Below are 21,327 nucleotides of genomic sequence, written 5' to 3'. Positions count from 1 at the left end.
GGCGAGTACGAGACGCTGTTTACGCGCGCTGATTATTTGGCGGACGTGGTTTTTCGTACCTTGCTCTGTTCTGCCGCTACGATGTCCATGTAATCGTAGGTAGGAAAGAACTCCGTCCTGAACGGCCCCCACGCAGAGCGCTCGATCGCAAGATTCACTTCGCGCAGGCGTGAGGCGGGGAAGCGTAGAACGATGACGTGACCGATTCCCATGGCAATGTTCCAACTGACAATTTCTACCCCTTCAGGAGGAAACACCTTGAAGAGTTCCTGCTCCGTGAGTTTGGCTCTTATTTCGTTCAAGTTGCGAGATTGATCATGCTTAAGAAAGACGGTCAACATGACGGCATTGTCAGCACTGACGGCGACTGGTTTTCCAGGGGCGGAAGCCTGTGCATGAACGCCGGTTGAAACAAGGGTAGATAGCAGTAAAACATAAGCGAATAAAGGCTTTAATATTGTTTTCATTGGGTGAGGCCTGTTATGAGTGTTGTCTTTAGTCGTGAAGTTCACGGTTCAAGGCTGGCGTGTTGGCGTGGTTTTTATTGAGCCTGTATAAGGCGCATGCACAACATATATTCGAACCAGTGGATTGGAGTCGATCATGTCGCGCGGCACTTCGCGGGAATAAGTAAATTCTTGCGTATTTAATGTCTCAAGTTTCCGGACGATGGTTCTTGTTGTCCCTTTGTCGGGTATCAGGATATGGCTTTTTTTGTCACCGGTTACCATGAAGTAACCGCCGCCGCCGTTCTCGTACTTGGACAGCCCGGTATCGCTGTAGAAAAATTCATAGCGGTTACGGTCAGGGTCCCACAGTGATATGCCGACCACGCCTGGGTACTTGTCCTTTACGTCAATGTCCGGCGCGCCCTCTACATATACTTTTGTCGTCAGCCAGCGGGGGGACGTCGCCAGGGCGCTGGCGTCGGAGTTTTCGGCTGTTGACTGTGCCTGACTGGTAAGTGGGGAGATTATTCCGACGAAAAGTAACAGGGTAAACAGTAGGTTATATTTTTTCATAGAGTCGCTCCTGGCGAATTCAGTGTTCGCTTTTGTTGTCATGGTTTCAGAAATGCGGCTTGTTCATGCTGGGTTGAAATATAGGCTTGACACGATGAGCGCTCAATACCTGGGCAAATCCTTGTAACAAAAGCGGCGGTTAATAAATTTATAGGGAGTACGGTGATAAACTCTATGTAGGAATTATCTTGCTTGGGCTGGTTAATTAAATACTAGTGGGTGCCTGTCGGGGGTTTAAACCGCAGAACAATGAGCGACTGGGCTGATTTAAATAAATCGAGTTGTGTCAGTGTGCCCATTTTCATCGCGCGTCATGCCCGGCGGGCGGAATCGACGAATGAGGCGCTCGGCTCAGCCTGGCAGGTAATGGCATAAGCGCGAGATCAACGACCAAAAATCGCTCTCAAGCCCCTGCACTGAGTTGCCGCTCCTCAGCTAAGTCTTTGCTTATTCTCAATAATCCCGGACAATCGCGCCCCTGTTGAGGTCGTGGCGCTGCCTGTCAGGTTTTTCTGACTCGTCCCGGCCGTGTGAATGCGGAGATCCGACCGGATGAATGATCAGGCCAATAGCGTCAACGAACGCTATGCAACGACACCTGCAACGCTCACAAGCTGGAGCCGCCAGGACACCACCTGGATGCTTGGGCTGTTCGGCACCGCCATCGGCGCCGGCACTTTGTTCTTGCCGATCAACGCGGGCCTGGGGGGCTTCTGGCCGCTGGTGATCCTGGCGCTGCTGGCCTTCCCGATGACATTTTTTGCCCACCGAGGGCTGACCCGCTTCGTCCTGTCCGGCCGTGAAGGCTCCGACATCACCGACGTGGTCGAAGAGCATTTCGGCCTCAAGGCCGGCGCTCTGATCACCTTGCTGTACTTCTTCGCGATTTTCCCGATCCTGCTGATCTACAGCGTGGCCCTGACCAACACCGTCAGCAGTTTCATGGAACATCAATTGCACATCATGCCGCCGCCTCGAGCGGTCCTGGCGTTTGTGCTGATCCTGGGCCTGCTCGCAGTGGTGCGTTGCGGTGAACAGGTGATTGTCAAGGCCATGAGTCTGATGGTGTATCCGTTTATCGTGGCTTTGCTGTTCCTCGCTGTCTACCTGGTGCCCCATTGGAATGGCGGTATCCTCAGCACCGCCAGTGAAATTCCGGCACCTTCGGCCTTGCTCAACACCTTGTGGCTGGCAATCCCGGTGATGGTGTTCTCCTTCAACCATTCGCCGATCATCTCGGCCTTTGCGGTGGACCAGAAACGCCAGTACGGCGCACATGCCGACGAGCGCAGTTCACAGATCCTGTGCCGCGCGCACCTGTTGATGGTGGCAATGGTGCTGTTCTTCGTGTTCAGCTGCGTGCTGACCCTGTCCCCGGCGCAATTGGCCGAGGCGAAGGCGCAGAACCTGTCGATCCTGTCGTACCTGGCCAACCATTTCGATAACCCGACCATTGCCTTCGCCGCGCCGTTGATTGCGTTTGTGGCAATTGCCAAATCGTTCCTGGGCCACTACATCGGTGCCAGCGAGGGCCTCAAGGGCCTGGTGCTCAAGACCGGTCGCCGTCCGGCGGCCAAGTCGCTGGACCGCATGACCGCCGCCTTCATGCTGGTGGTGTGCTGGATCGTCGCCACGCTGAACCCGAGCATTCTCGGCATGATCGAGACCCTGGGCGGCCCGGTGATTGCGTCGATTCTGTTCCTGATGCCGATGTACGCCATCCGCAAGGTGCCGGCCATGGCCAAGTACCGTGGGCAGGCGTCGAATGTGTTTGTCACCGCCGTCGGCCTGGTGGCAATTACCGCGTTGGTATATTCGCTGATTATTTAAGTGCTGACACACGCTTCAAAATCGGCAGAGATCCAAATGTGGGAGGGGGCTTGCCCCCGATAGCGGAGTGCCAGTCACTTGTGAGTTGACTGAACCACTGCTATCGGGGGCAAGCCCCCTCCCACAGGTGTTTTGTGGTGTTGCTGATACTTTATCCAGGCATAAAAAACGCCGCGTACCTTGCGATACGCGGCGTTAGCTACATCAACACACCGTTAAGCTTGAATTACCGGGATGTTGGCGCTTGCCGCGATCTTGCGGAACTCGGCAATCTGGTCGAAGTTCAGGTAGCGGTAGACGTCACTGGCCATGGTGTCCAGTTTCGCTGCGTAGCCCATGTACTCTTCGACAGTCGGCAGGCGACCCAGGGTAGAAGCCACTGCCGCCAGCTCGGCCGAAGCCAGGTAGACGTTGGCACCATCGCCCAGACGGTTCGGGAAGTTACGAGTCGACGTCGACACTACGGTCGAATTCGGTTCTACGCGTGCCTGGTTACCCATGCACAGCGAGCAGCCCGGCATTTCCATGCGTGCGCCAGCCTTGCCGTAGATGCCGTAGTAGCCTTCTTCAGTCAGCTGGTGAGCGTCCATCTTGGTCGGCGGCGACAGCCACAGACGGGTTGGCAGTTGGCCCTTGACCTGTTCCAGCAGCTTGCCGGCAGCGCGGAAGTGACCGATGTTGGTCATGCACGAGCCGATGAACACTTCGTCGATCTTCTCACCGGCAACGCTGGACAGCAGACGAGCGTCGTCCGGGTCGTTTGGTGCGCAGAGGATCGGCTCGTTGATTTCGGCCAGGTCGATCTCGATGACTTCGGCGTATTCGGCGTCGGCATCGGCTTCCATCAGCTCAGGGTTGGCCACCCAGGCTTCCATCGCTTGGGCGCGACGTTCCAGGGTACGCGCATCACCGTAGCCTTCACCGATCATCCAGCGCAGCAGGGTGATGTTGGAGTTCAGGTACTCGGTGACGGAGTCCTTGGACAGCTTGATGGTGCAACCGGCAGCCGAACGTTCGGCCGAGGCGTCGGACAGCTCGAAAGCCTGCTCCAGCGTCAGGTCGTTCAGTCCTTCGATTTCCAGAATGCGGCCGGAGAAGGCGTTTTTCTTGCCTTTCTTCTCTACGGTCAGCAGGCCAGCCTGGATCGCGTAGTAAGGAATGGCATGCACCAGGTCACGCAGGGTGATGCCAGGCTTCATCTTGCCTTTGAAGCGCACCAGGATCGATTCCGGCATGTCCAGTGGCATCACGCCAGTGGCAGCGGCGAACGCCACCAGGCCGGAACCGGCCGGGAAGGAGATGCCCATCGGGAAGCGGGTGTGGGAGTCACCACCGGTACCCACGGTGTCCGGCAGCAGCATGCGGTTCAGCCAGCTGTGGATGATGCCGTCGCCTGGACGCAGCGATACACCACCACGGGTCATGATGAAGTCAGGCAGGGTGTGGTGGGTGGTCACGTCGATCGGCTTGGGATAGGCCGCGGTGTGGCAGAACGACTGCATCACCAGGTCGGTCGAGAAGCCCAGGCACGCCAGGTCTTTGAGTTCATCACGGGTCATTGGACCGGTGGTGTCCTGGGAGCCGACGGTGGTCATCTTCGGTTCGCAGTACGTACCTGGACGAACGCCTTTGCCTTCCGGCAGGCCGCATGCCTTGCCGACCATTTTCTGTGCCAGGGTGAAGCCTTTGCCGGTGTCGACAGGCGCTTCAGGCAACTTGAACAGGTCGGTAGGGCCCAGGCCCAGTTCGGCACGGGCCTTGTCGGTCAGGCCGCGACCGATGATCAGCGGGATACGGCCACCGGCGCGCACTTCGTCCAACAGCACCGGGGTCTTCATTTCGAAGGTGGTGATGACTTCGTCGGTGCCGTGCTTGCAGACTTTGCCAGCATGGGGGTAAAGGTCGATCACGTCGCCCATGTTCATGTTGGTGACGTCGAATTCGATGGGCAGTGCGCCCGCATCTTCCATGGTGTTGTAGAAGATCGGCGCGATCTTGCTGCCGAAGCAGAAGCCGCCGGCGCGCTTGTTCGGCACGTAAGGCACGTCGTCGCCGAAGAACCACAGCACCGAGTTGGTGGCCGATTTACGCGACGAACCGGTACCGACCACGTCACCGACGTAGGCAATCGGGAAGCCCTGGCCGCGCATTTCTTCGATCTGCTTCATCGGGCCGGTCTTGCCTTGCTCGTCCGGCACGATGCCTTCACGGGCCATTTTCAGCATGGCCAGGGCGTGCAGCGGGATGTCAGGGCGGGACCAGGCGTCCGGGGCAGGGGACAGGTCGTCGGTATTGGTTTCCCCGGTGACCTTGAACACGCGCAGGCTGATCTTGTCGGCCAGGGTAGGGCGGTTGCGGAACCACTCGCCGTCAGCCCAGGACTGGATCACGCCCTTGGCGTGTTCGTTGCCGTTGCGGGCTTTTTCCGCCACGTCGTGGAAGGCGTCGAACATCAGCAGGGTGTGCTTGAGCTGGGCGGCCGCGACAGGCGCCAGGGTGGCGTCGTCCAGCAGCTCGACCAACGTCACGATGTTGTAGCCGCCTTGCATGGTACCGAGCAGCTCAACCGCGCGTTTCTTGTCGATCAGGGGAGAAGTGGCTTCGCCCTTGGCCAGGGCGGACAGGAAGCCGGCCTTGACGTAGGCCGCTTCGTCAACGCCTGGTGGAATGCGGTTGGTGATCAGGTCAACGAGGAATTCTTCTTCGCCAGCCGGGGGATTTTTCAGCAGCTCGACCAGGCCTGCGGTTTGTTCGGCGTTAAGCGGCTGGGGAACGATACCCAGGGCGGCACGCTCTTCGATATGTTTGCGGTAGGCTTCAAGCACAGTTATTACCCTCATCAGTGGTCCCACGGGACGCTCATCCAGGAATGACCGGCACGCATGCGCTCAGGGGCTTTTTGGGCCGCAAAGCCAGCGCTGCCGGCATTCCTTTACAGAAGCTGCTTTCAAAGTTTTACGCCTGCAGAACGGAGCTGATGAGGGTTGGCGCAAGTCTTGACCTACCGGGGTCAAACCTGCGCCAACACCGTTCTGAAGGAACGACTGTGCTCGTGACGCTTTGAAAACAGCTTCCAGCGGATTATTGGCGCCTTACAAGGCCGGGTGATTCTACGGCAAAAAAAATCTAAAGGTAAGTTGCGTTGCCAAGTTTGCAGGATGATCAACCTTAGACAAAGGGCTAACATGGCGCACTGTTCCGCTGATTTGCGTGTTTTCGCCCATGCCCAACCAAACCATCAAGACCCCCTGCGTCGGCCTGTGCTCCACGGTCTACGGCGATCTCGTGTGCCGCGGCTGCAAGCGCTTTCACCACGAGGTGATCCAGTGGAACGGCTATAACGAAGAAGAAAAGCGCGCGGTGTGGCTCAGGCTTGAACAGTTGCTGGTGCAGGTGATGGCCGGCAAAATCGAGGTTTTCGACCCCAGGACACTGCGCGGGCAGTTGGAACAGCGCAAGATTCGCTTTGTGCCGCACCAGTCCGAATATTGCTGGGCCTACCAGTTGATTGCGCGTGGGGCGCGGGTGATCAATAACCTGGAGGCCTACGGCATGGTGCTGCTGCCGGAGTTTCGCGACTGGGCGCTGCCGCAGCTGCGTGATGCCATCGACCGGGAATTCTTTATTCTTTCCGAGGCCCATTACCAGCGCTATATCGCGCCGGGCTTCCTGAAGGATGCATTCGCTGACTGACAATACAAATCCAAAGTGTGGGAGGGGCTTGCCCCCGATGGCTGAGTGTCAGTAACAGATGCATTGGCTGACACACTGTCATCGGGGGCAAGCCCCCTCCCACATTGGGTTATTGGTGCCTGAAGGCGCGATGTCAGGACTGGGTGGCGAGTTCTTCCAGATGGTCCATCAGTGTCTGCGGCTTGAGCACCAGCACGTCGCTTTCCACCGCATCGAGCACCACCTCCGCCGTATTGCCGATCAACGCCCCGGAAATCCCGGTACGCGCCACGGTGCCGATGATGGTCACGGCCGCTTGCCATTTATGCGCCGCGAAGGGAATCAACACATCCGCCGGCCCTTCTTCGATATGCAGGTGTGCGTCATCCACGTCGAATTCGGCCTGGAAGGCTTTGCATTGCTCGCGATAACGCGCCGCGATGGTTTCCCTGAGCTGGAAGGTCGGGTCCGCCGCCGACAGCATCGGCGATGGATGCGCGCTGATGACGTGCAACTGCGCCTTGGCCAGGCTGGCGATATCGAAGCCGTGGTCGATGATGGCGTTATGCAGTGCGCGGTGTTCGCTGTCGGTATTGCCCACGTCGATGGCCGCCAGAATCACCCGTTCGGCCCAGGGCGTAGCGGTCTTGACCAGCAGCACGGGCGTTGGGCAATAGCGCAGCAGTTTCCAGTCCGCCGGGGCCAGCAGGGCCTTTTTCAACGGGCTGTCGGGTAAGTGCTGCTTGATCACCAGCCCGCAGCCCTCGGCCTGCTGCACCTCGATGATGGTTTCGTGCAGGCTGTCGTTCCACGCCTGTTCGGTGGAAACGCTATACCCATCCTCCTGCAGACCGGACTTGAGCAGGCTCAGCAGCGCCGAATGCTCATGCTTCCTGTCACACACCAGCAGATGCAAGTGCGCGCCGGTGACGCCTGCGATCAGCTTGGCGCGCTTGAGCGCCAGGCTCTCGGAATGCTCGGGCTCGATGACCACCAGGATGCTGCGGATGGCTTGCATGGTCGGATCTCCAGGAAGGGGCCTGGAACAACTATAGTTGCTGCTGGCCTGGTGTCATCTTGATGTACATCAAGGCCCATGGCTGGCGGTCTGCGGCGGGGTCGGTATAATCGGCGGCCTTTTGTGATCCTTTGCCCGTGAGCCCGATGATCCTGCCCGAAATCCACGAATTCCTCGGCTGCCGCACCCCTGATGCCTGGGTGCAGGCCGCGCTGGCCGATCAGGACACCCTGCTGATCGACCACAAGAACTGTGAATTCAAAGCCGCCAGCACCGCCCTGAGCCTGATCGCCAAGTACCACGGCCACGTCGACCTGATCAGTATGATGTCGCGCCTGGCCCGTGAAGAGCTGGTGCATCATGAGCAGGTCATGCGGCTGATCAAGAAACGCAAGGTCGAGCTGCGTCAATTGTCCGCCGGCCGTTACGCCTCGGGCTTGCGCAAGGTGGTGCGCAACCATGAGCCGGTCAAGCTGGTGGACACGCTGGTGGTGGGTGCCTTTATCGAAGCGCGCAGTTGCGAGCGTTTCGAAGCGTTGGTGCCGCATCTGGACGAAGAGCTCGGAAAGTTCTACTTCGGCTTGCTCAAAAGTGAGGCGCGGCATTTCCAGGGTTACTTGAAATTGGCGTACCAGTACGGTGATGCCAAGGACATCGCCCAAGTGATCGAGCGGGTCAGGGCGGCCGAGCAGGAACTGATCGAGTCACCCGACGTTGAGTTCCGCTTTCACAGCGGCGTGCCAGCCTGAAGCCACGGCCACGCCGATCAAGGCGCTGATTGCGCTCAGCAGCAGAATCACCGTCTGCGTGCCGAGCGGCGCGGCCAGCATGGCAATCATCAAGCCGGCCAGGGGCTGGGCCAGGTTGTTGAGCAAGGTGATCACGCCCACTGTCTTGCCAAAGTCCTGCACCGGGATGACCCGCTGACGCATGCTGCGCATGTACACGTTGAACATCTTGTCGAAGCCGGTCACCAGCAGGAAGCCCACGGCGTACGCCCATAGGCCGGGGCTGATGGCAGTCATCAGCGCGCCGACGGCAATCATCGAATACGACAGCCCGCCGAGCACCTTCAGCGCCAGGCTCGAACGCGCCAGGTAAAACAGAATCACGAGGGTAACCACCGCGCCGGCGGCTTGCAGCAGGGCGTAGGCGTCCTTGTCGGCCGCGTATTGCCCGGTGACCATCGCCGCCGAGGTGGCGAGCGTGACCCCGACAATCAGGTTCACACCGACCGCCAGGGTGATGATGCGTTTCAACTCCACCCGGTTACGGATGTGGCCGACGGCGGTACGCAAGGGTTGCAGCCACGGACCCGAGTGTTGCTCATGGACAGGCAGGTGCACCGTGGTGTTGCGCTGCCAGATCAGCATCGACAGGTCCGCCAGCACAAACAGCGCGGCAATCCCCAGCACCACCCAGGGCCACGCCCAGACGTCCAGCATCAGCGCCGCCACCAAAGGCCCGAGGACCAGGCCGCTCTGGTCGGCGATCTGTGAATAGGACAAGGTTTTGGCGTAGGTGTAGTGCTGGAAGATATGCGGCATCACCACTTCCCGCGCCATGATGCCCTGGGTGGTCAATACCCCGCACAACGCGGACAGGATCACCAGCCACTGGATACCGTCGAACAGCCCATACAGCGCGACCGCCACCACACAGGCCAATGCCCGGTACACCTGGCTGATATGCAGGATGCGCACCGGGGAAAACCGGTCGCACAAGGCCCCGCATACGGGAAACGCCAGGTAGCGCGGCAGCGACTCGACAAAGAACGCAAGGCCCGCCCACGACACGCTGCCGGTGGTCTGGAACACCACCAGCGGCACGATGAACAGCAGGATCTGGTCCGCCAACCGCGACAGGAACAATGAAACGAAGAACGCCAGATAATCCTTGCGCATATGACTCCCTGTGAATGGCGTAAAAGAGTGCAGGCTATTTGTTAAAAACTCTTAAAAGCATGAAGCTTGCCGATGCGGTACAGGGCCGCTGCTCTCCTCGACCAGCTTGCCACCTATAATGCCGGCCTTTCAATCTGCATTCGCACACAGAGAACTTATGGAAAACCTGGGTCAGGGCAAAGTCCTGCTGGTTGAGGACGACGAGAAACTGGCGGGGCTGATCGCGCATTTTCTGTCGCAACATGGTTTCGACGTGCGGGTGGTGCACCGGGGCGACCTGGCCTTGACCGCTTTTCTGGCGTTCAAGCCGAAAATCGTCGTGCTCGACTTGATGCTGCCGGGCCAGAGCGGACTGCATGTGTGCCGCGAGATTCGCAGTGTGTCGGATACGCCTATCGTGATCCTGACGGCCAAGGAAGATGACCTGGACCATATCCTCGGCCTTGAGTCCGGCGCCGACGATTACGTGATCAAGCCGATCAAGCCGCCAGTGCTGCTCGCCCGTCTGCGCGCCCTGCAACGTCGTCAGACGCCCGAGCCCGTAGTTCGCGGCGCCCTGGGGTTCGGTCGGTTGTCGATTGATCGCAGTTGCCGTGTGGTCAGCCTGGGGGATGACAAGATTGATCTCACCACCATGGAGTTCGAATTGCTGTGGCTGCTGGCGAGCAACGCCGGAACCACCCTTTCGCGCGACGACATTCTCAACCGTATGCGCGGTATTGCCTTCGATGGCCTGAATCGCAGCGTCGACGTGTATATCAGTAAGCTGCGCGGCAAGCTCAATGACAACCCGCGTGAGCCGGTGTGCATCAAGACCATCTGGGGCAAGGGCTACCTGTTCAATCCGTTCGCGTGGGAGGTTTAGGTGCTGCGCCTGTATCTGCGCCTCTATGTGATCCTCGCGCTCGGCCTGGCCGGGTCGATCTGGCTGGTCAATTACGGCCTGGACGCGTACATGCCCGAGTCCAACGAGACCTATAACCGAGAGGCCTTGCGCGGTCCGGCGTGGGCCCTGGTGGAGCAACTGCGGCCGGTGCGGGGAGCGGCGCGCCAGGCACGCCTGGAGGAGCTGCAACCGCATTATGGGTTGCGTCTGAAACTGGTGCAGCGCGACGCCCAGCAGCTGAGCGAGCGCGAACAGAAGCTGCTGGCGGGTGATCAAGTGGTGGTGCGCGAGGACTTCATGAAGTTTCTCGCGCCTATCGACGACGGCGCGCAATTGCTTGAGATCCAATTGCCGGAAGAGCCCAAGTGGCTGTACCTGTGGGCCTATGCCTTCCTCGGCGTAAGCCTGGCCATCGTCCTGTATTTCTGGGTGCGCCCGCACTGGCGCGACCTGGAGCACATTCGCCTGGCGGCACAGCGCTTTGGCGACAACGACCTCGGTTCGCGCATCCTGCTGCCGCGTCGCTCCACCGTGCGCGCACTGGCCGGGCACTTCAATCAGATGGCCGGGCGCATCGAAAGCCTGATCGCCAACCAGCGCGAACTGACCAACGCGGTGTCCCACGAATTGCGCACGCCGATTGCGCGCTTGTCCTTTGAACTGGATCAGCTCAGGCAGCAGGCCGATCCGCGCCAGAGCCGCGAACTGATCGCCAATATGTACGCCGACCTTGGCGAGTTGGAAGAAATGGTCTCCGAGCTGTTGACCTACGCCAGCCTGGAGCGTGGCGCGACCCAGGTGACTCGCGAGAATATCGAGGCCCACAGCTGGCTGGACAGTGTGCTCGGCAGCGTGGCGCTGGAGGCGGAGGCGGCGGGCGTGCAATTGTCGCTGCGCACCTGTGAGGTCGATTTCATTCAGATCGAACCGCGCTTCATGGCAAGGGCGGTGATAAACCTGCTGCGCAACGCGATCCGTTATGCCGATCACCGCGTGGAAGTGTCGCTGGTGACGTTCGGCAGCGGCTATGAAGTGCGAGTCAATGACGACGGCCCGGGCGTACCGCCGGAGGGGCGCGCCAAGATCTTCGAACCCTTCCTGCGCCTGGATACCAGCCGCGACCGCCGCACGGGCGGGTTTGGCTTGGGCTTGGCACTGGTCAAACGGGTCAGCCAGTGGCACGGCGGTCAGGTGCAAGTGCTGGTTTCGGAGTGGGGCGGGGCGTCGTTTCGGATGACGTGGGGGGATGTGGAATAGGGCGCTCGGCAGTTGAAAATCCAAGTGCCCGATAAACCACAGCCCTGAGTGTGCCGGCAGCGGCTCAGCGCATGAACTGGCGCGGCCTGTACTCAATTACAGACGGTATATATCTGTCTGGTTGGTTCAAACCTGCCATGTTAATCATAATTTTTTGCCCATGGTTTTTAGAGACGATAGGTGTGATTTTTCCTAAAAATTTCTGCTTGAGCAAAACGTCGGTCGCCATATCGACCAGATGCGGCGTTGCTGTTGGATTGTTCTGCGTAACGAGGCCGCGTATCACGTCTCTTTTTTTGCTTACATCCGTTGAACCGTAGGTCATCGTCACTTTACCTTCAAACGCTTTTACGGGTTTTTTTATTTCCTGTTGGAATAGCCGCGCAAACGCTTTGCTTCGCCCTTCTCCTGAATAACAAATCAGCAGGCGCACGTTATCGAAACTGGCAGGGTCCACCCCTTTACTGCGCAATAATTTAACTAAACCCGGCGCATCATAAAGGGTATTATCCACAATCACTTTTGTGCCGTTTCCAGATAGCTTGTCGAACAAACCACGCTCTACGCCGTGGGCGACGATGTTAAGACGGTTTGTTTGTTTGAAGACATCCGAAAACGTGTATATTTCGTCGGCGATGTTCTGAAAGCCGGTCATCGGTCCCCCCATTTGAATCACATTATCCCTCCCCAGTGCGATATCCAACGCACGCTCCCTACTTGTCAGTCCATGACGACCCAGGCCAGTTGTTGCATGATCGAGCTTCGCGTGCGGTGTGTAATTCTGAAGCGGTTTTCCATAGGACTTGTTCTTCACAGGATTGAATGCTGTCCATTTTCCGGTTTTGTTGTCCAGCTTCGCAGGTGCTGACAAGGTCGCACTGCCTTTTTTATAGGTGCCCTCGGCGATATCGGGACGGGAGGCAAACTTGGACAATTCATAGCGTCCGGTTCGGGCACGGGTCAGGTTGTTGAATGGGCCATTGGCCGTATAAGAAGATATATTGGGCGTGCTTTTGAAGAGTTGGCTACCGAACGCTCGAGTGCTCCTGAGCCGGGAGGGCACCGAGGATAGCCCCCTGACTGTTTTCGGAAGACTTGGCGCCAGAAGCATGACTCCATCAAATACAAGCCCGATGGTTGCCTCTTGCCAGTCGCCCTGAATCGCATGCCGGATTCCGTTCGCGAACGGGATGGTACCCAGTAAAGCGTTGGTGTTTGCTTCGTGCTCGCCGTCTTCTTCGTCAAACTTGGTGGTGTGATGGGCGGCGGCCGTTAGGCTTTTCAAGTCGCAGTCCTCGTAGCAATACCGGGTCACCGCCTCACTGAGCAGTCGGCTGCGGGGACTGATATAGGACGCGGGGATAAATGACTCATCTGCCGCTACCGGTGCCGCCTGCAATTGACTTTCACGCACTTGACTGTCCTTCAGGGGTTCTACGATCACGTTTTTGTAGCGATAGCCCGTCACGGAGTTCTTGTGCGTTTCTTGCCACTCTTCTTGTAAGCCGGCTTTGACAGAACTTGGCCGTATGTAGTTTTTTGCCGGGTTGAATTCGTAGGTGATGGTTTTGCCTCGATGGGTAGCCTTAATTAGCAACGGCTCCTCGAGGTTGCTCTTCTCCGGCGTGGGGTACGACATTTCCGTGTAACTCCCGATGCCAGTACTGGTGAATTTTTGAATCGGTCTTTTGCGCAGTATTTCAATTTCTCCGTATTGCAACTGCTGCCTGTCGGCCAGAGGCAGTTGCGCAATCAAATGCCTGGTGAGATGGGTCAGTGAGGCCTTTCGCCGGCTATCGAAGTCTGCAAGATCGGCGGTGTGAATGGCTTTGATGTCCGGAAGGACGTTGAGTGACTGGATCGCACCCGTCGGGACTTTTTGCTGGTCGAATGAGTACCACTCTTTATTGTTTTTCAAACTCTGCAGGTCTGCAGAGAGGCTGAAGTCCAGCAACGAGTAAGGTCCATAGGTAACATCCCATGGGGCGATATTGAGTGCGTTGCTGGTTTTATCCGCGGCTCGGCTGATGACCTTGGCGGTGAGGTCGACATTTTTAAAGTGCTTGCCCATCAGTTCCAACGCCTTATCTTTCAGACGGGGCAAGGGCGCGCTTAAGTCGGTGCTGATAGCTGTCAGCCCGCCCATCACCTCAGAGAACGTGCTGTGCGCAGCGCTCAACTGCTGGGCCGAATAGTTTCCCGTAGTGGATGCTGGCAGGACCCCGTGCATCAATGCCCAATCGATCAATGCGTCCTGCTTGACCTCATTGAGCAGCTGTTCATCCTGGTCCGTGATGGGTTCGAGACTGCCGTAGTTTGCCACTTGGTTAAAGGTCATGTTTGCGCAGCTGCCGGGGCTCTTGGCCTCGATGAAGGCCACCGTGGATTTCAGGCTGAACCAGCTGGGCGAGCCGTAGGTCACGTAGCTGGGAATATCTTTGACCAGCAGTTCAGGCGCTGCTCGGGAAAGCAACAGGTAGGCGGCCGTCGGCGCCAAATCAGGGGTTGCGCGCCCGCTGGATACCAGGTGTTCCTCAAGACCCTGGCGGATATTCTCCAACGGCCTGCCGTGAAAGGCCTTGTCGGCCAGATCATACTGGGCCACTTCATTTCTCTTGGCAGGCTCCATCCAGGATGGAGAGCCCAGCCCCAGCGACATTGCTGCCAAGACCCAGTCGGAACTGTCTTTGTCCTCTGCGGCCCCCATCTTCTTTTGGAGGACGGCCTCCAATTCCCTGGCTTTCGGTGAAGCGAGAATCTCGCTCAATATGTGGCGAGGATATTGAAGCTGCTGAGGTGTGAAGTGAAGGTTTTTTGTCAAGTAATTAAAGGCATCGCCTTTTTTATCGCTGGCGTGCGTGCCGCCGAGTCCCGGCAGTTGCAAGTTGTTATAGGCGATATGCGAGTAAACCTGCTTTTGTTCATCCAGGCTCAGGGGCACCTCCCAACCCAGGGCACCGGTGAAGTTGCCATCAGGCGGGGCTGGCGCAACGTCGTGTCTGAGGTGTTCAATAAGGATTTTTATTTCATCTTTTGTTTCCGGAATTTTACGGCCGCTATCGGCGATGAATCGCTCAATGCTGACGTTATCCTCGGGCATCAACTGCGCGTCCTGGAAGTACCAGGAAGAGGGATCGATCGGTACGTGGTTGCTTTGCAGAAACTCCTTGATCCTGGCTTTTTCGATGCGCTCGGCAGCCCCGGGTGTCTGCGGCTCGGCGATGAAAATCGGCCGGGTATCAGCGGGCTCCGGCGCGGGTCTGAGTGATTCGAGTGCCTTGCTTAACTGCTGAAACAGTCGGTTTTCATTGTGAATATCGCCCAGGGTCTTTTGCTGCCGATCAAGTGTCTCTTCAGATCCGCTCTCAAGCTGTGCGCTTGACAGGGAGGTATCGGGCATCGGAAACGCGCCTACCTGTTTCAGCTCATTTGCGCGGTTCATGGCCTGCTGCCGGGTATCAGGAAGAGACTCGCCGTAAAACGCAGCGATCTCAGAAAGCGTGGCAGGACGCTCGGCATGTGCGCCGGGCGAAGACTGGCCGGGGGCGGGCACTACGACGGAGCTGCGACCCGGTGCCAAGGTGCTCGCGGCTTGCATGATCAACCGCCAGGAGTCTGGCATTGGTTTGCCCTGCCCAGGGCTGAACGCATAGATTTGCGCAGGATCATGACGGGACCTGGGTTTGATACTCACGGTGATGTGTTCCAGCGACCCGCCCAATTGAGGGGAAATGCGGATGGGCTTGGAGCGATCAATTTTATTGAGGTCGGCCCATTGCTGAAAGTCGGGCCCTGCGAGCAGGTCATCGAGGTGCTGGCGCCATTGTCCGAACCTTGAGTCGCAAGGAACGGGTAACACCGGGGTGTTGTAATTGCTTGCACTTTCGTCATCTGCCGCATTGACCAGCTCAGCGGCATAAGCGGCGGCGAGTTGGCTATCCGCTTTGTAACCTGGCGAGCGCTTGATCAGCTCAATCCATGACGAGGTCGGTGTATCGTGCTCGGCAGGCGACACCGCTGTGGCCGTATTCGCTGCAGCGGGATCGGTGGAAGAGGGTTGCTCAGTAGGAAAAATTTCTGCGGGGCGTTGAGAGATAACGGGCATCGACTGGCTCCGGAAAGACGACTTGGCTACCGCACGTTTCGTACGTGAGGCAGTGCTAATCCGTCGTCGGTTTCCGAAAGCACGTTCCCGCTTTGACTATTGCAAAGTTTTTATCAGGCTAGCCAACCCAATCCGTATAGGTTTTGCGCCAGGCGTCAGTGATCAATGGCACTCAAGATCGCATGGGCCACTTTCACTCGCTCGGCATTCGGGTAGTTCCTGTTCGCCAGGATGACCACGCCAATTTCCCTGCTGGGCACATATGCCACGTAGGCGCCGAATCCACTGGTAGAACCGGTCTTGTTGTACAGCACGTTGCCTGGTTGCGCCTGCGCCGGTTTCAGCCAGTTGACCCTGTGCGGCTCCATCGCCATCGGCGTTGAGTTGCCTTCGATCAACGCTTGCAGGGTGATGGGGTAGGGGTAGCGTTCCCAGCCCAGGCCCTGGGTCATGCCGCCGACCGTGTAGTAACCGGTGTGGGTGGCGGCGATCGCCTGTTGCAGCGGTTTGCTCAAGGTCTCGGGGTGCATGTTCAGCATCACGTAGCCCGCCAGGTCCTGGGTGCTGGTCTTGATACCGTAGGCTTCGCTGTCCAGTGCCCCGGCGCCCACGCGCACCGGTTTTTCCTGTTTGTCGTAGCCTTGGGCATACCGGCTGAACTGGTCGGCGGGCACGTTGATATAGGTGTTTTTCAAGCCTAGCGCCGGAAGCAGCGTCTGTTCCATGGCGATGTTGAACGGCTGGCCCAGGCTTTTGGCCGCGAGGTAGCCGAACAGGCCAATGCTCGGGTTGGAGTAGAGGCGCTGGGTCCCTGGGCTGTCACTGGGTTGCCAGGTTTTGTAGTAATCGAGCATGGTCGCGGCGCTGTCGGCCTCGCGCGGGAATTGCAACGGCAGGCCGCCCGCTGTGTAGGTCGCCAGTTGCAACAGGCTGATGCGGTCGAAAGCGCTGCCGGCCAGTTCGGCCCAGTGCTGGCTGGCGCTGTCCGACAGCTTCAGCTTGCCGCTGGCCAGGGCATATCCACCGAGCGTGGAGGTGAAGGTCTTGGTCACTGAGCCGACTTCGAACAACGTGTCTTCAGTGACGGGTCGCGCGCCCTCCCTGGACGTCATGCCGTAGTTAAAGTATTGCGCCCGCCCGTTTTTCACCACCGCCACCGACAGCCCGGTGATACGCTGCTGCTGCATGAGTGGTTTGATGTTGCTGTCGACGACTTTGCGCAGGTCAGCGACGGCCATGCAAGGGCCTGAGGCCAGCAACAACGAGAAGATCAGGAGATTTCGTACGCTAAGACAGGATTTTTTTTGCATGTTGTTTTCGCTTCCACTTAACGGGTTGACGAATGCTGAGGGCCTGCGCGGGCGTCGCCAATCTAGGCGCTAACGGGCATGGGTACAAACGATGATATCTTGCACGAGCTATTAGAAAAAATAGGGCCAACCATGCTGCGTTCCCATCTACCCCTCAATGCCCTGCGCGCCTTCGAGGCTTCGGCCCGTCACTTGAGCTTTACGCGTGCTGCCATCGAGTTATGTGTAACCCAGGCGGCGGTCAGCCACCAGGTCAAAAGCCTGGAAGCGCAACTCAACGTCACACTGTTCAAACGCTTGCCTCGCGGGCTGATGCTCACGCGCGAAGGCGAAACCCTGTTGCCGGTGCTGCGCGAATCGTTCGACCGCATTGCCCATACGCTGGGCCAGTTCGAGGCCGGGCATTACCGCGAGGTGCTGTCGGTCGGCGCCGTCGGTACCTTTGCGGTGGGCTGGCTGTTGGCGCGCTTGCCGGACTTCCAGAGTCGCTACCCGTTTATCGATCTGCGCCTGTCCACGCACAACAACCGCGTCGATGTCGCCGCGGAAGGCCTGGATTATGCGATCCGTTTTGGTGCCGGCGCCTGGCACGGCACTGAAGCCTGCCAACTGCTGGAAGCACCGCTCAGCGTGCTGTGTGTACCGCACCTTGCCGAGCAGTTGCACACGCCTGCCGACCTGTTGAAGCACACATTGCTGCGCTCTTACCGCGCCGATGAATGGAATCTGTGGTTCCAGGCTGCCGGATTACCCGCAGACACTTTATTGCCGCGCAGCATCGTGTTCGATTCGTCGCTGGCGATGATGGACGCGGCGCTGCAGGGCATCGGCGTGGCACTCGCGCCGGCGCTGATGTTTTCGCGGCAATTGGAGCGTGATGTGATTCGCCAGCCCTTCGGGGTGCAGATCACCACCGGCAGTTACTGGCTGACGCGCTTGCAGTCGCGGGCCGAAACACCTGCCATGCTGGCGTTCAAAGGGTGGTTGCAGACGAGTAGCGTCTGATAGAAGAGGGGACAGGCCCCTCCAACGTCTGATTGTGTCTAGGCGAGGTACTTGCGGAACCATCCCAGGGTGCGTTCCCAGGCCAGGTTCGCGGCTGCATCGTCGTAACGCGGCGTCGAATCATTATGAAAACCGTGGTTGGCGCCCTTGTAGATATACGTTTCGTAGGTCGTACCTGCGGCCTTCAGCGCCTGCTCGTACGCCGGCCAACCTTCATTGATGCGCGTATCCAACTCACCGTAATGCAGCATGATCGGCGCCTTGATGCGCGGCACGTCCCTGGCCTCGGGCTGGCGTCCGTAGAACGACACGGCCGCGCCCAGTTCCGGGTAGGCCACTGCCGCCGCGTTTGTGACGCCGCCGCCATAACAGAAACCGGTGATGCCGACTTTGCCGGTACCGCTGTCGTGGTGCATCAGCCACTCGATGGCGGCGAAGAAGTCGTTCATCAGCTTTGTCGGGTCAACGGTCTGCTGCAGGGCCACGCCTTTTTCATCGTTGCCGGGATAGCCACCCACCGAGGTCAGGCCATCCGGCGCCAGGGCGATAAAGCCGGCCTTGGCCAGGCGCCGTGCGACGTCTTCGATGTAGGGGTTGAGGCCACGGTTTTCGTGCACGACCACCACCGCAGGTAACTTGCCGACGGCCTTGGCCGGCCGCACCAGGTAGCCGCGCACCGTGCCGTTGCCCTTGGGTGACGGATAGGTGATGTAGTCGGCGACGATGTCGGGATCGGTGAATTTCACCTGTTCGGCCAGCGCGTAGTTGGGGCTCAGGGCGGCGAGCAGGGCCGAGGCGGTCAGACCGCCAAAGGTGAACAGCGCGGCGCGGTCGAGAAATTCGCGGCGGTTAAGCGTGCCGTGGGCGTAGCCGTCGTAGAGTTCCAGCAGCTCGGGAGCAAAGTCCTTGGCGGTAAGACGAGTCATCGGTGCGGTCCTCGATTAGCGGTATGGCGGGGGACGACACTTCTGTTTAGCAGGCCTTGGGCCGTAGCGCTAGCGCGCGAACCTTTTGGCCCCGGCCACGCAACCGATCACCGCCACCGTGACCAGCAGCATCCCCAGGCTCACCTGCTCATGCAACAGGCCCGCCGCCAGGGCCAGGCCAAAGAACGGTTGCAGCAGCTGCAACTGGCCGACCGCGGCGATGCCCCCCTGTGCCAGGCCGCGATACCAGAACACAAAGCCGATCAACATGCTGAACACTGTCACGTAGCCCAGGCTCAGCCAGGCCGGCAGGCTGATGGCCGTGAACGAGGCGGGCGCCAGCAGCAGGCTCAACGGCGCGACGACGGGCAGCGACACCACCAAGGCCCAGCAAATCACCTGCCAGCCGCCGAGGCTGCGTGACAGCGTGGCGCCTTCGGCATAGCCCAGGCCGCAGACCAGCACCGCCAACAGCATCAGCACATCTCCGGCGGGCGCTGCACTCAGGCCCTGGGCGAAGGCATAACCCATCACCAGCGCACTGCCCATCACTGAAAAAAGCCAGAACACCGGCCTGGGCCGCTCACCGCCGCGCAGCACGCCGAAGATTGCCGTTGCCAGCGGCAGCAGGCCGATAAACACAATGGAGTGCGCCGAAGTCACGTATTGCAGCGCCAGCGCGGTCAGCAGGGGAAACCCGATTACCACGCCGAGCGCGACAATGGCCAAGGGCGTCCATTGTCGGCGGGAGGGGCGTTTTTCCTTGAACAATCGCAGCAGGCACACCCCCAGGATGGCGGCGAGCGTCGCGCGGATCACGGTCAGGAACACCGGGTCGAACTCCATCACCGCCAGGCGCGTGGCCGGTAACGATCCGCTGAAAATCACTACGCCGATAAATCCGTTGATCCAGCCCTGGGTGCGCGTATCCAGAGTGCCGAGCGGAGAGGTGCGTTGCATGGGGACTGGTCCGAAAAAGAGGAGTTGCGTAGGCGCCATCCTAGGGCCGAAGATTGGGGCAATCAAAAAATTGTCATGGATACACCCACTATGCCCCGCGCCCGCTATAAATCGCTGGTCGATACGTTCGCCGAGGCCATTCGCTCGGGCACCATGTCGCCCGGCACACGCCTGCCCACCCACCGTCAACTCGCCGCCGAGCATGGGCTGGCGTTGGCCACGGCGAGCCGGGTGTACAGCGAGCTGGAGGCGATGGGGCTGGTCAGTGGTGAGACCGGGCGTGGCACCTTCGTGCGCGAGATAGCATTGCCGCCGGGGCAGGGCAGCGGGCAAATGCCTGTGGCAACGGGCATGCTCGACCTGAATTTCAACTACCCGTCATTGCCCGGCCAGGCAGACTTGCTGCGCAACGCACTGCGCCAGTTGGCGTTGTCGGGCGACCTCGAAGCGCTGTTGCGTTATCAACCCCATGCCGGCCGCCTGCATGAGCGCGCGGTCGTCGCGCGGCACCTGTTGCATCGCGGGCTGGCGGCGCAGGCCGAACAGGTATTGCTGGTCAGCGGCGCCCAGCACGGCTTGGCAATAACAATGATGGCGCTGCTCAAACCTGGCGATGTGATTGCCGTCGATGCATTGACCTATTCCGGCTTGAAGGTGCTGGCCGAGACCCTGCACCTGGAAATCGTCGCGATCCCGGCCAGTGCCACCGGGCCGGACCTGGATCATCTGCAGGCGCTGTGCCGCAAGCGCCCGGTGCGCGCGGTCTACAGCATACCGACCGTGCATAACCCGCTGGGCTGGGTGATGAGCCTGGCGCAGCGCGAGCGCCTGGTGGCGATCGCCCGACAGCATCAGTTGATGATCATCGAGGACGCCGCCTACGCTTTTCTCGCCGAACATGCACCGCCGCCGGTGGCGATGCTGGCGCCTGAGCGCACGGTGTACGTCGGTGGATTATCCAAGAGTGTCGCCACTGGCTTGCGCGTGGGTTTTGTCGCGGCGCCCCTGGATTGGGTCAAGCGATTGGAGCGCACCCTGATGGCAACCACCTGGAACGTGCCGGGGGTGATGAGTGCAATCGCCGTGGCCTGGATCGAAGACGGCACCGTGGCGCGGCTGGAGGCGCAAAAACGTGAGGATGCCCAGGCGCGGCAACGTTTGGCGGCGCAAGTGCTGAAGGGGCTGAGCTATATCAGCCATCCCTCGTCCTATTTCCTGTGGCTACCGCTGACCGAAGACAGCCGCGCCGATCAGGTGGCCATGAGTTTGCAACGCGAGGGTATTTGCGTATCCACCGCCGACCCTTTTGCCGTCTCCACGCATGTGCCCCATGCCCTGCGTCTGGCCTTGGGGTCGGTGTCGATGACGGCGTTACGTGAGGCGCTGACGACGGTGCGCAAGGTGGTGCAATGGTGAACCGTGGCTGAACGGC

At 59.4% G+C, this 21,327-nt stretch carries 16 protein-coding genes; 7 read left to right on the top strand and 9 right to left on the bottom strand.

Translation table 11 applies throughout. The features are described from left to right. Window positions 1–32 precede the first annotated feature (32 nt). Together BOP93_RS14490 and BOP93_RS14485 are read right to left on the bottom strand one after the other, a co-directional pair. Window positions 33–467 carry a hypothetical protein gene (locus tag BOP93_RS14490; RefSeq protein WP_104503180.1) on the bottom strand — a complete coding sequence of 145 codons (435 nt, stop codon included), beginning with the start codon at window positions 465–467 and terminating at the stop codon, window positions 33–35. A gap of 48 nt (window positions 468–515) precedes the next feature. Further along, complete coding sequence (locus tag BOP93_RS14485) at window positions 516–1,022, bottom strand: DUF4822 domain-containing protein (protein WP_065937459.1); 507 nt, start codon at window positions 1,020–1,022, stop codon at window positions 516–518. A 552-nt stretch (window positions 1,023–1,574) separates the two neighbouring features. On the opposite strand from BOP93_RS14485, the gene BOP93_RS14480 reads away from it, so the two are divergent. Continuing rightward, the gene (locus BOP93_RS14480; protein WP_104503179.1) at window positions 1,575–2,852 is read left to right on the top strand and encodes a serine/threonine transporter; all 1,278 of its coding nucleotides are present in this window, start codon (window positions 1,575–1,577) and stop codon (window positions 2,850–2,852) included. Window positions 2,853–3,067: 215 nt separating this feature from the next. Here the strand turns inward: BOP93_RS14480 and acnB are convergent, their stop codons facing one another. After that, the gene (acnB, locus tag BOP93_RS14475; protein ID WP_104503178.1) at window positions 3,068–5,677 is read right to left on the bottom strand and encodes a bifunctional aconitate hydratase 2/2-methylisocitrate dehydratase; all 2,610 of its coding nucleotides are present in this window, start codon (window positions 5,675–5,677) and stop codon (window positions 3,068–3,070) included. Between the two features lie 397 nt (window positions 5,678–6,074). On the opposite strand from acnB, the gene BOP93_RS14470 reads away from it, so the two are divergent. Continuing rightward, the gene (locus BOP93_RS14470) at window positions 6,075–6,545 is read left to right on the top strand and encodes a DUF1289 domain-containing protein (RefSeq protein ID WP_104503177.1); all 471 of its coding nucleotides are present in this window, start codon (window positions 6,075–6,077) and stop codon (window positions 6,543–6,545) included. A 133-nt stretch (window positions 6,546–6,678) separates the two neighbouring features. Here the strand turns inward: BOP93_RS14470 and BOP93_RS14465 are convergent, their stop codons facing one another. Beyond that, window positions 6,679–7,542 carry a universal stress protein gene (locus BOP93_RS14465; RefSeq protein WP_065898325.1) on the bottom strand — a complete coding sequence of 288 codons (864 nt, stop codon included), beginning with the start codon at window positions 7,540–7,542 and terminating at the stop codon, window positions 6,679–6,681. Window positions 7,543–7,688: 146 nt separating this feature from the next. Between BOP93_RS14465 and BOP93_RS14460 the strand changes: the two genes are divergently transcribed. Continuing rightward, the gene (locus BOP93_RS14460) at window positions 7,689–8,291 is read left to right on the top strand and encodes a tRNA-(ms[2]io[6]A)-hydroxylase (protein ID WP_104503176.1); all 603 of its coding nucleotides are present in this window, start codon (window positions 7,689–7,691) and stop codon (window positions 8,289–8,291) included. Here BOP93_RS14460 and BOP93_RS14455 read toward each other — a convergent pair. Then, window positions 8,247–9,446: an MFS transporter gene (locus BOP93_RS14455; RefSeq protein ID WP_104503175.1), complete on the bottom strand. Its 1,200-nt coding sequence runs from the start codon at window positions 9,444–9,446 to the stop codon at window positions 8,247–8,249. The genes BOP93_RS14460 and BOP93_RS14455 overlap by 45 nt on opposite strands. A gap of 157 nt (window positions 9,447–9,603) precedes the next feature. Here BOP93_RS14455 and BOP93_RS14450 point away from each other — a divergent pair, with 157 nt between their 5' ends. After that, a complete protein-coding gene (locus BOP93_RS14450) occupies window positions 9,604–10,311 on the top strand; it encodes a winged helix-turn-helix domain-containing protein (RefSeq protein ID WP_104503174.1) in 708 nt (235 codons plus the stop codon). After that, a complete protein-coding gene (locus tag BOP93_RS14445; protein ID WP_104503173.1) occupies window positions 10,312–11,589 on the top strand; it encodes an ATP-binding protein in 1,278 nt (425 codons plus the stop codon). Between the two features lie 64 nt (window positions 11,590–11,653). On the opposite strand, the gene BOP93_RS14440 is transcribed toward BOP93_RS14445, so the two are convergent. Together BOP93_RS14440 and ampC are read right to left on the bottom strand one after the other, a co-directional pair. Next, window positions 11,654–15,694, bottom strand: a complete 4,041-nt coding sequence (locus BOP93_RS14440; RefSeq protein WP_104503172.1) for a hypothetical protein — start codon at window positions 15,692–15,694, stop codon at window positions 11,654–11,656. Between the two features lie 155 nt (window positions 15,695–15,849). After that, window positions 15,850–17,004 (bottom strand): class C beta-lactamase, encoded by a 1,155-nt coding sequence (gene ampC / locus BOP93_RS14435; RefSeq protein ID WP_104503171.1) that lies wholly within the window; start codon window positions 17,002–17,004, stop codon window positions 15,850–15,852. Window positions 17,005–17,136: 132 nt separating this feature from the next. On the opposite strand from ampC, the gene BOP93_RS14430 reads away from it, so the two are divergent. Next, complete coding sequence (locus BOP93_RS14430) at window positions 17,137–18,009, top strand: LysR family transcriptional regulator (RefSeq protein ID WP_104503170.1); 873 nt, start codon at window positions 17,137–17,139, stop codon at window positions 18,007–18,009. 38 nt (window positions 18,010–18,047) lie between these two features. Here the strand turns inward: BOP93_RS14430 and yghX are convergent, their stop codons facing one another. Further along, window positions 18,048–18,935, bottom strand: coding sequence for a YghX family hydrolase (gene yghX, locus BOP93_RS14425; protein WP_104503169.1), 888 nt, complete (start codon window positions 18,933–18,935; stop codon window positions 18,048–18,050). A gap of 69 nt (window positions 18,936–19,004) precedes the next feature. Continuing rightward, window positions 19,005–19,895, bottom strand: coding sequence for a DMT family transporter (locus BOP93_RS14420; RefSeq protein ID WP_104503168.1), 891 nt, complete (start codon window positions 19,893–19,895; stop codon window positions 19,005–19,007). A 90-nt stretch (window positions 19,896–19,985) separates the two neighbouring features. Between BOP93_RS14420 and BOP93_RS14415 the strand changes: the two genes are divergently transcribed. Further along, a complete protein-coding gene (locus BOP93_RS14415; protein ID WP_104503167.1) occupies window positions 19,986–21,311 on the top strand; it encodes a PLP-dependent aminotransferase family protein in 1,326 nt (441 codons plus the stop codon). Window positions 21,312–21,327: the final 16 nt, after the last annotated feature.

This window comes from Pseudomonas orientalis (genome assembly GCF_002934065.1).
Lineage (GTDB): Bacteria > Pseudomonadota > Gammaproteobacteria > Pseudomonadales > Pseudomonadaceae > Aquipseudomonas > Aquipseudomonas orientalis_A.
This window is presented reverse-complemented; position numbering and strand designations above follow the sequence as displayed.